Here is a 6,708-nt window from a genome sequence, read left to right on the forward strand (position 1 = left end):
CCTATGAAAATCTTTTGATCATATAGTTGTCTGTAAACAAGCCCTTATATACTGCAAATGTGTCGTTATATATACCCTCGCCGTGCATCATCCCATCTCGAAATTCGCCTACATATATATGCCCGTTTGCAAAAGTTTTTTCGCCCTTGCCTGTCATTTTGCCATTTCGAAATTCTCCTTTATATATATCACCATTGTCGTAGTAGAAAACACCTTCACCTTCGGGTTTACTTTTTTGTAAAGGTCCCTCATATTTGCCATCGGGATATAGATAAACCCCATGGTATGAAGCAACCATATAGTCGTTTTCGAATAGCCCCTCGTATCGGTGGTGCTGCGCATCTTCGTAGCAACCCTCGCCTTCCATTAGCCCATTTCGAAATTCTCCCATATATCTGTGCCCATTTGGAAAACATTTCATTCCCTTGCCTGTAACAGCACCATAAGAAAAGTCGCCGCGATATATCGACCCATCCACTAGTGTGAGAGATCCCTTGCCATGTGGGAGACAATTTTTAATAATGTCACCTTCGTATATGTCGCCATTGCTAAATATGATTTTACCTTTTCCTTGAGCGATGCTGTTCTCAAAATCTCCAATATAAGTATCGCCGTTTGCATATGTAGCCGTCGCAACTCCTTCTAGTTCGTTAGCCAAAAAATTGCCCTCAAAAGTTGTTCCGTCCACAAGTTTTAATATGCCTTTTCCGTCTCTAAGATCATCTAAAAAATTGCCAGTATAGACACTGCCGTCGTCCCAAGTTTGAACACCATGACCCTGCATTTTATCATTGCGAAATTCGCCTACGTAGATAGAATCGGGAAGAAAAGCGGTTCCGGAGCCAGATCGAAAACCCTCGTGAAAGTTGCCGTCATAAATGAGCACTCCCTCTTCGTTATATAGCTTGCCTGCGCCCTCAAAAAAGTGATTTAGCGTTGTGCCTTCATACATCTTAGTGCCGTCTGAATAGTAAATAATCTCTTTATGCTTTGTTTCTCTATCTTTGGTAAATAGCGTAGTTAGTTTTTTAAACATAATGTCTCCTTTGTATATCATTAAAAATCATTGTTGATAATAGTATGACCGAAAATAGTACTGCTTATTAATCAAAAATAAGTTAATTCGGCTTGAATATATGGCATTTTTATGTAATAATTAAAAAAAATTTAGAAGGAATATAATTATGCMAAAAAAGAATGATATAGCAGTGGGAGTAATCTCAAAAATAAATGTTAAAAACAAGGGAGTAATCTATCTCGATGATGCAGCAAAGGCGTATGTGCCAGATGCATATGAGGGGCAGGAAGTGGAAGTGCGATTGCTGAAAAAGCGCAAGGGCAATTGGGAAGCAAGGCTAGAGAGAGTCATAAAAAATCCGTCATATTATATCGCGGCGAAATGTAAGTTCTTTGGAGCTTGCGGAGGGTGTGCGCTACAAAATTTGCCATACGAAAAGCAGCTCGAGCGAAAGTTGAGATGGGTAAATCAGATTTTGAATTTTGAAGTTGCAGAAATCTTGGGCTCCCCTAAGTGGTTTCAGTATAGAAACAAAATGGAGTATACTTTTGGAGATACTGTAAAAGATGGGCCGCTGGCGTTGGGGCTTCATAAAAAACGAACTACTTTTGATATTGTAACGGTTGACGATTGCAAGATCGTGGATGATGGATTTAATGCAATATTGCGAGCAACACTGGAYTTTTTTGCAGTAGARAATRTCCCATATTATAAAAAAGTTTCGCATCAGGGATTTTTGAAGTTTTTGGTGGTTAGACGTTCTGAAACTACAGGAGARTTTTTGGTAAATATTGTAACTTCATCTCAAATAGCATACGACTTTACGGCATTTGTGGAAGCCATAAAAAATACTGGGTTTAAAATAGCAGGAGTACTGCATACAATTAGCGACAGTCCGTCAGATGCGATAAAGCCCGACAGCGTGGAGTTGTTGTATGGGTTAAATTATATATACGAAGAAATTCTAGGATTGAAGTTTAAGATCTCACCCTTTTCATTTTTTCAAACTAATACAAAAGGAGCAGAGGTGTTATATGCAAATGCGCTTGCTCTACTTTCTGATTTAGAAGACAAAACAGTTTTTGATTTATATTCGGGCACAGGAACGATTGCTCAAATAATGGCATTGAAAGCAAAGAAGGTGGTGGGGATAGAGATTGTTGCAGAAGCGGTTGCTGCGGCAAAGGAAAACGCAAAGCTGAATGGGTTAGAGAATTGTGAATTTATAGCAGGAGATGTGCTCACACAAATAGATAATGCCGATGTCGGACCAGATGTAATTGTTGTGGATCCGCCTAGAGATGGGATTCATAGGAAGGCGTTAGAGAAGATCATTAATTTTGGAGTGGCAGAGATTTTGTATATTTCATGTAAAGCAACATCGTTGGCAAGAGATTTGGTTGCCTTCGCAGAGGGGGGATATCATGTGGCGCAGAGTTTATGCGTGGACATGTTTGCTCAAACGTATCATGTAGAAACTGTGGTATTGTTAAAGAGGACAAATCATAGCGATCCGTCCTCAGAAAATTAATAATTATTTACGGCAGCAGAATCCGGGTTAGGGGCTTTTGTAGTAGAGAGCTCACCGCCCCATTCGAAGCCTTTCTTGGCAATGATTACTGCAATGATTTCGTTTATAACTGCAGCTGCGGCGATGGTTCCTTGCACCAGAACTGCGGATTCAGTATCGAATGTACTGAGTGATGCAACGGCCATTCCTGTAAATATGAGAGAAACTCCAGAGTGTGGAAGAAGTACGAATCCCAAATATTTTTTTACAGTAGGCTCGGCATTAGAAATATGGGCACCAAGATAGGTGCTGAAGTATTTGCCGAATGCTCGTGATATGATATAGATGGCAGTGAGTAGACCAGCGCCTAGTATCAAACGGTAGTCGAGTGGTGCTCCCAAGTTGATGATCATAAGCATAAACCCGATGCCAACTACTGGCGAAACAGAGTTTGCAATTTTGGTCATTGTGTGTTCAGGAACAAGGTTAGCAAGAGTGGTAAATGTTGCCATACCAAGTAGCATATAGTTTATGATTGGTGTTGCCAAGACAAAGTGATCGATGGCATAAGCAATTCCAAATGTCATCGCAAGCGAAAATAGAGTAGCACATAAAATTTTGCTTTGAGACATCTCTTTTTTGAAAAGCAGTGATACAGCGAACCCGATTCCTATGCCAAGACCAACAGGAAGAGCGATGGAGCTTATAAAGTTTTGTAGATAATGATGTTGACATATTGCGTATTCAGATATAGTGCCGATTTTGTATTGTGTGAAATAAATTTAATATACGGAAATAAAATTTAGATAATAAAAACATATTGATAATCAATTGCGATATGATTTACTATTATGTAAATATTTAAATTGATGGAGGAGTTTATATGAATAAAAATAAAAAAATGTAGTATAAATTTAATATACGGAAATAAAATTTAGATAATAAAAACATATTGACAATTAATTGCGATATGATTTACTATTATGTAAATATTTAAATTGATGGAGGAGTTTATATGAATAAAAAAAATGCACTATTGTTGATTATGGCAGCAGGAACATTGGTAGGATGCGGTAATGGCGATGCGGAGAACAGCGTTTTAGAATTATTTTCAAGCAAGGCAGAAAATGTGGCAATATTAGAAAGCATTGCAGCYGAATTTAATGCCCAGAATCCGGAGCATACAGTAAACGTTGTAGCGCCAGCAGATGCAGCGACAGTGTTAAAAACTAGAATGGCGAAAAATGATATGCCAGACATTATTGCAATAGGYGGAGATAGCAATTTTACAGAAGTTCAAGGGGCGGGAATGTTAGTTGATTTGAGCAATGAAGTGTATGTATCCAATTTACATAAGAGTTATTTAGAAATGGTTTATAATAGAAACGAAAACAAAGAAGAAAAAGTATACGGAATTCCTTACGCAACAAATGCATCGGGGATTATTTATAACAAAGATTTATTTGAGCAAGTGGGCGTATCGGTTCCGCATACCTGGGATGAATTTGTGACCGTAATAGAGAAGCTAGACAGCGCGGGAATTAATCCTTTTGTATTTACGTATAAAGATAGTTGGACAATATTGCCGCCGTGGAATAGTATGGCACCTGTGATACAACCAGATAACTTTATGAGCGATAGAATGGAAGGTAAGGCAACATTTTTAGGAACTCATGAAGAGGTATTGGAAAAAATGATTGTGCTGATGAATTATGCGCAACCAGACTTTATGGGAACGTCGTATAACGATGGAAACAAAGCATTTGCAACTGGAGCTGGTGCAATGATGATTAATGGAAACTGGGCAATTAACCAAATTACTGCATCTAATCCGGATATCAATTTAGGGATGTTTTCGTTTCCCACATCAAATACTGCGGCAAAAAATAAGTTGACTTCGGGAGTAGATGTATTGTTAGCGGTGGTGGATGGTGACGAAGAGAAAGAAAGCATTGCGAAGAAGTTTGTAGAATATGCAGTTTCACCAGAAGTAGCTGGCAGGTATATCGAAGATCAATTCGCATTTTCTGCCATTAAGGGGGTAGAGCAAACAAATCCTGCGGTGGCTGATATAAGTAAAGAKGTAGAAAATGGCAACGTAGAAAATTTTCCGGATCATTATTACCCAAATGGATTAGACTTGCAGGCGGTGTTGTCGGGATTCGCAATGAATTATGTATCTGGAATGGATGACGATGAAAATATTAATAAGACATTAAAAGATTTAGACGCCAAATACGATGCYGTTAATATTAAATAATGAATAGTGAGGAGCGAAAAAAATGAATAAGAAAAAGATCAATCCTATTTATTATGTAATGGTGGTGCTGATGGCGCTATGTTTTTTTGTATTTCATACGATTCCTTTTTTGCAGGGGATATTTTATAGCTTTACAAATTGGAAAGGATATGGAAATTGGGATTTTGTGGGATTAAATAATTATTTGCAGCTATTTAAAGATCCCGACATATTTAACGCCTATTCGTTTACATTTACTTTTGCCATCATTACGACAATTTTGGTAAATATCTTAAGCTTGGTGTTGGCGTGCGCTTTAAATAGCAATATAAAATTTGCAGGATTTTTGAAGGCAACGTATTTTTTGCCATATATGTTGGGAAATCTAATGGTTGGTTTTATATTTAATTATATCTTTGCCAATATAGTTCCGACAATCGGAAAGACGCTAGGGATCGACGCATTGAGTGTAAATATTTTRGGAACAGATAATGCAATGTGGGGGATAATTTTTGTAACAGTTTGGGCTAGTAGCGCGTTTAATACATTGATTTATACTGCAGGATTAAAGGGAATCAGTACGGAAGTGTATGAAGCGGCAGCTATTGATGGGGCATATGGAATGAAGCGATTTATGAAAATTACTTTTCCGTTGCTTGCAACATCGTTTACTATCAATATGGTTTTATCTATTAAAGGGTTTTTGATGGTATATGATCAAATTATGGCAATGACCGGTGGCGGCCCGGGTATGACGACAACTTCTATTGCAGTATTAATTTATAAACGTGGATTATCGGGTGGACAGTTTGCGTATCAGTCGGCTAATGCGGTGGTGCTATTTATTATAATAGCAGGTATATCTTTGTTGCAACTATACTTTTTGGAGAAGAGGGAGGCAAAGTATAATGACTAGCAAGAAAAATTGGAGTGTTACAGCACTATTAATATTAGGAATGATAGTATCTATTTTGTTGCCGTTATATATGGTTTTTGTAATAGCAGTAAAAGACCCATCAGATATGATAAATGTTTTGTCCTTTCCGCGAGAACTAAGACTAGAAAACTTTGCAGATGCATGGATTAAAACAGATTACCCAAGAAAATTTACCAATACGGCAATAATTACTGTGATTAATTTAATTTTTACATTGCCACTAAATTCGTTTGCGGCATATGCAATTACAAGGAATAAAGACAAGAGTAAGTTCTTTAAATATATTTATTACTATTTTTTGAGTGCGATGTTTATACCGTTTAGCGTGATTATGTTGCCGTTAGTTATTCAGGCAAGCAGATTTAATTTGGATAACATATGGGGAATTGCATTTTTGTATGTGATATTTGGTTTGCCGATGAATTGCTTTTTATATTCTGGTGCCATAAAAAGTTTGCCAATAGCAYTAGAAGAGGCAGCAATGATAGATGGAGCRGGTGTGTTAAAAACATTTAGTATAATAGTATTTCCTTTGCTAAAGCCAATTTCGGCGACGGTCGCGATATTATCTTTTATGTGGACTTGGAATGACTTTACTATGCCACTCATTTTGCTAACAGAGGAGTCGCAGCAGACATTGCAATTGGCTCAGTATGTATTTAATAGTCAGTTTTCGGTGGATTATAAYTTAGCCTTTGCGTCATACACAATGGTATTGTTGCCAATTTTGATAGTCTATGTACTGGCGCAAAAATTTATTATGGAAGGAGTAGTAGCTGGTTCGGTAAAAGGATAATAAAATTTAGAAGGAACGTTGAGACTAATAATCCAGCGTTCTTTTTATTTATTTRTGCAAAATTCAGCACCGGTGGTAAATTAATGCATGAAAAGTAAAAAGATTGACAATGCTGCAGCATCTGCTGTATCATAGGCTGTAGGGCTATACATTATAAAATTTGGAGGAAGTGTTGATGATGAACAAGAAAATGAAAGTAGCGATAGCG

At 37.4% G+C, this 6,708-nt stretch carries 6 protein-coding genes; 4 read left to right on the top strand and 2 right to left on the bottom strand.

All coding sequences use genetic code 11. From position 1 onward, the window contains the following. Nucleotide 1: 1 nt before the first annotated feature. The gene (locus tag EPU_RS06675; protein WP_010167889.1) at nucleotides 2–1,036 is read right to left on the bottom strand and encodes an MORN repeat-containing protein; all 1,035 of its coding nucleotides are present in this window, start codon (nucleotides 1,034–1,036) and stop codon (nucleotides 2–4) included. A gap of 148 nt (nucleotides 1,037–1,184) precedes the next feature. On the opposite strand from EPU_RS06675, the gene rlmD reads away from it, so the two are divergent. Beyond that, the gene (rlmD, locus tag EPU_RS06680) at nucleotides 1,185–2,549 is read left to right on the top strand and encodes a 23S rRNA (uracil(1939)-C(5))-methyltransferase RlmD (protein ID WP_029488162.1); all 1,365 of its coding nucleotides are present in this window, start codon (nucleotides 1,185–1,187) and stop codon (nucleotides 2,547–2,549) included. Here rlmD and EPU_RS11800 read toward each other — a convergent pair. Beyond that, on the bottom strand, nucleotides 2,546–3,160 hold the full coding sequence (locus EPU_RS11800) for a cation:proton antiporter (protein WP_010167893.1): 615 nt from the start codon (nucleotides 3,158–3,160) through the stop codon (nucleotides 2,546–2,548). The genes rlmD and EPU_RS11800 overlap by 4 nt on opposite strands. A 383-nt stretch (nucleotides 3,161–3,543) precedes the next feature. Between EPU_RS11800 and EPU_RS06690 the strand changes: the two genes are divergently transcribed. From EPU_RS06690 to EPU_RS06700, 3 genes are read left to right on the top strand one after another with little or no spacing between them, the layout of a single operon-like run. Beyond that, nucleotides 3,544–4,788: an ABC transporter substrate-binding protein gene (locus EPU_RS06690; protein ID WP_010167895.1), complete on the top strand. Its 1,245-nt coding sequence runs from the start codon at nucleotides 3,544–3,546 to the stop codon at nucleotides 4,786–4,788. 22 nt (nucleotides 4,789–4,810) lie between these two features. Beyond that, nucleotides 4,811–5,683, top strand: coding sequence for a carbohydrate ABC transporter permease (locus tag EPU_RS06695; protein WP_029488163.1), 873 nt, complete (start codon nucleotides 4,811–4,813; stop codon nucleotides 5,681–5,683). After that, complete coding sequence (locus EPU_RS06700; RefSeq protein ID WP_029488164.1) at nucleotides 5,676–6,500, top strand: carbohydrate ABC transporter permease; 825 nt, start codon at nucleotides 5,676–5,678, stop codon at nucleotides 6,498–6,500. Before EPU_RS06695 ends, EPU_RS06700 begins: the two co-directional genes overlap by 8 nt. Nucleotides 6,501–6,708: the final 208 nt, after the last annotated feature.

It is taken from the genome of Candidatus Epulonipiscium viviparus (assembly GCF_000171335.1).
Classification (GTDB): domain Bacteria; phylum Bacillota; class Clostridia; order Lachnospirales; family Cellulosilyticaceae; genus Epulonipiscioides; species Epulonipiscioides viviparus.

What these genes read in the sequence shown, in the direction of transcription:
- EPU_RS06675 (WP_010167889.1), bottom strand. Translation starts at nt 1,036, where the DNA reads ATGTTTAAAAAACTAACTACGCTATTTACCAAAGATAGAGAAACAAAG.
- EPU_RS11800 (WP_010167893.1), bottom strand. Translation starts at nt 3,160, where the DNA reads ATGTCTCAAAGCAAAATTTTATGTGCTACTCTATTTTCGCTTGCGATG.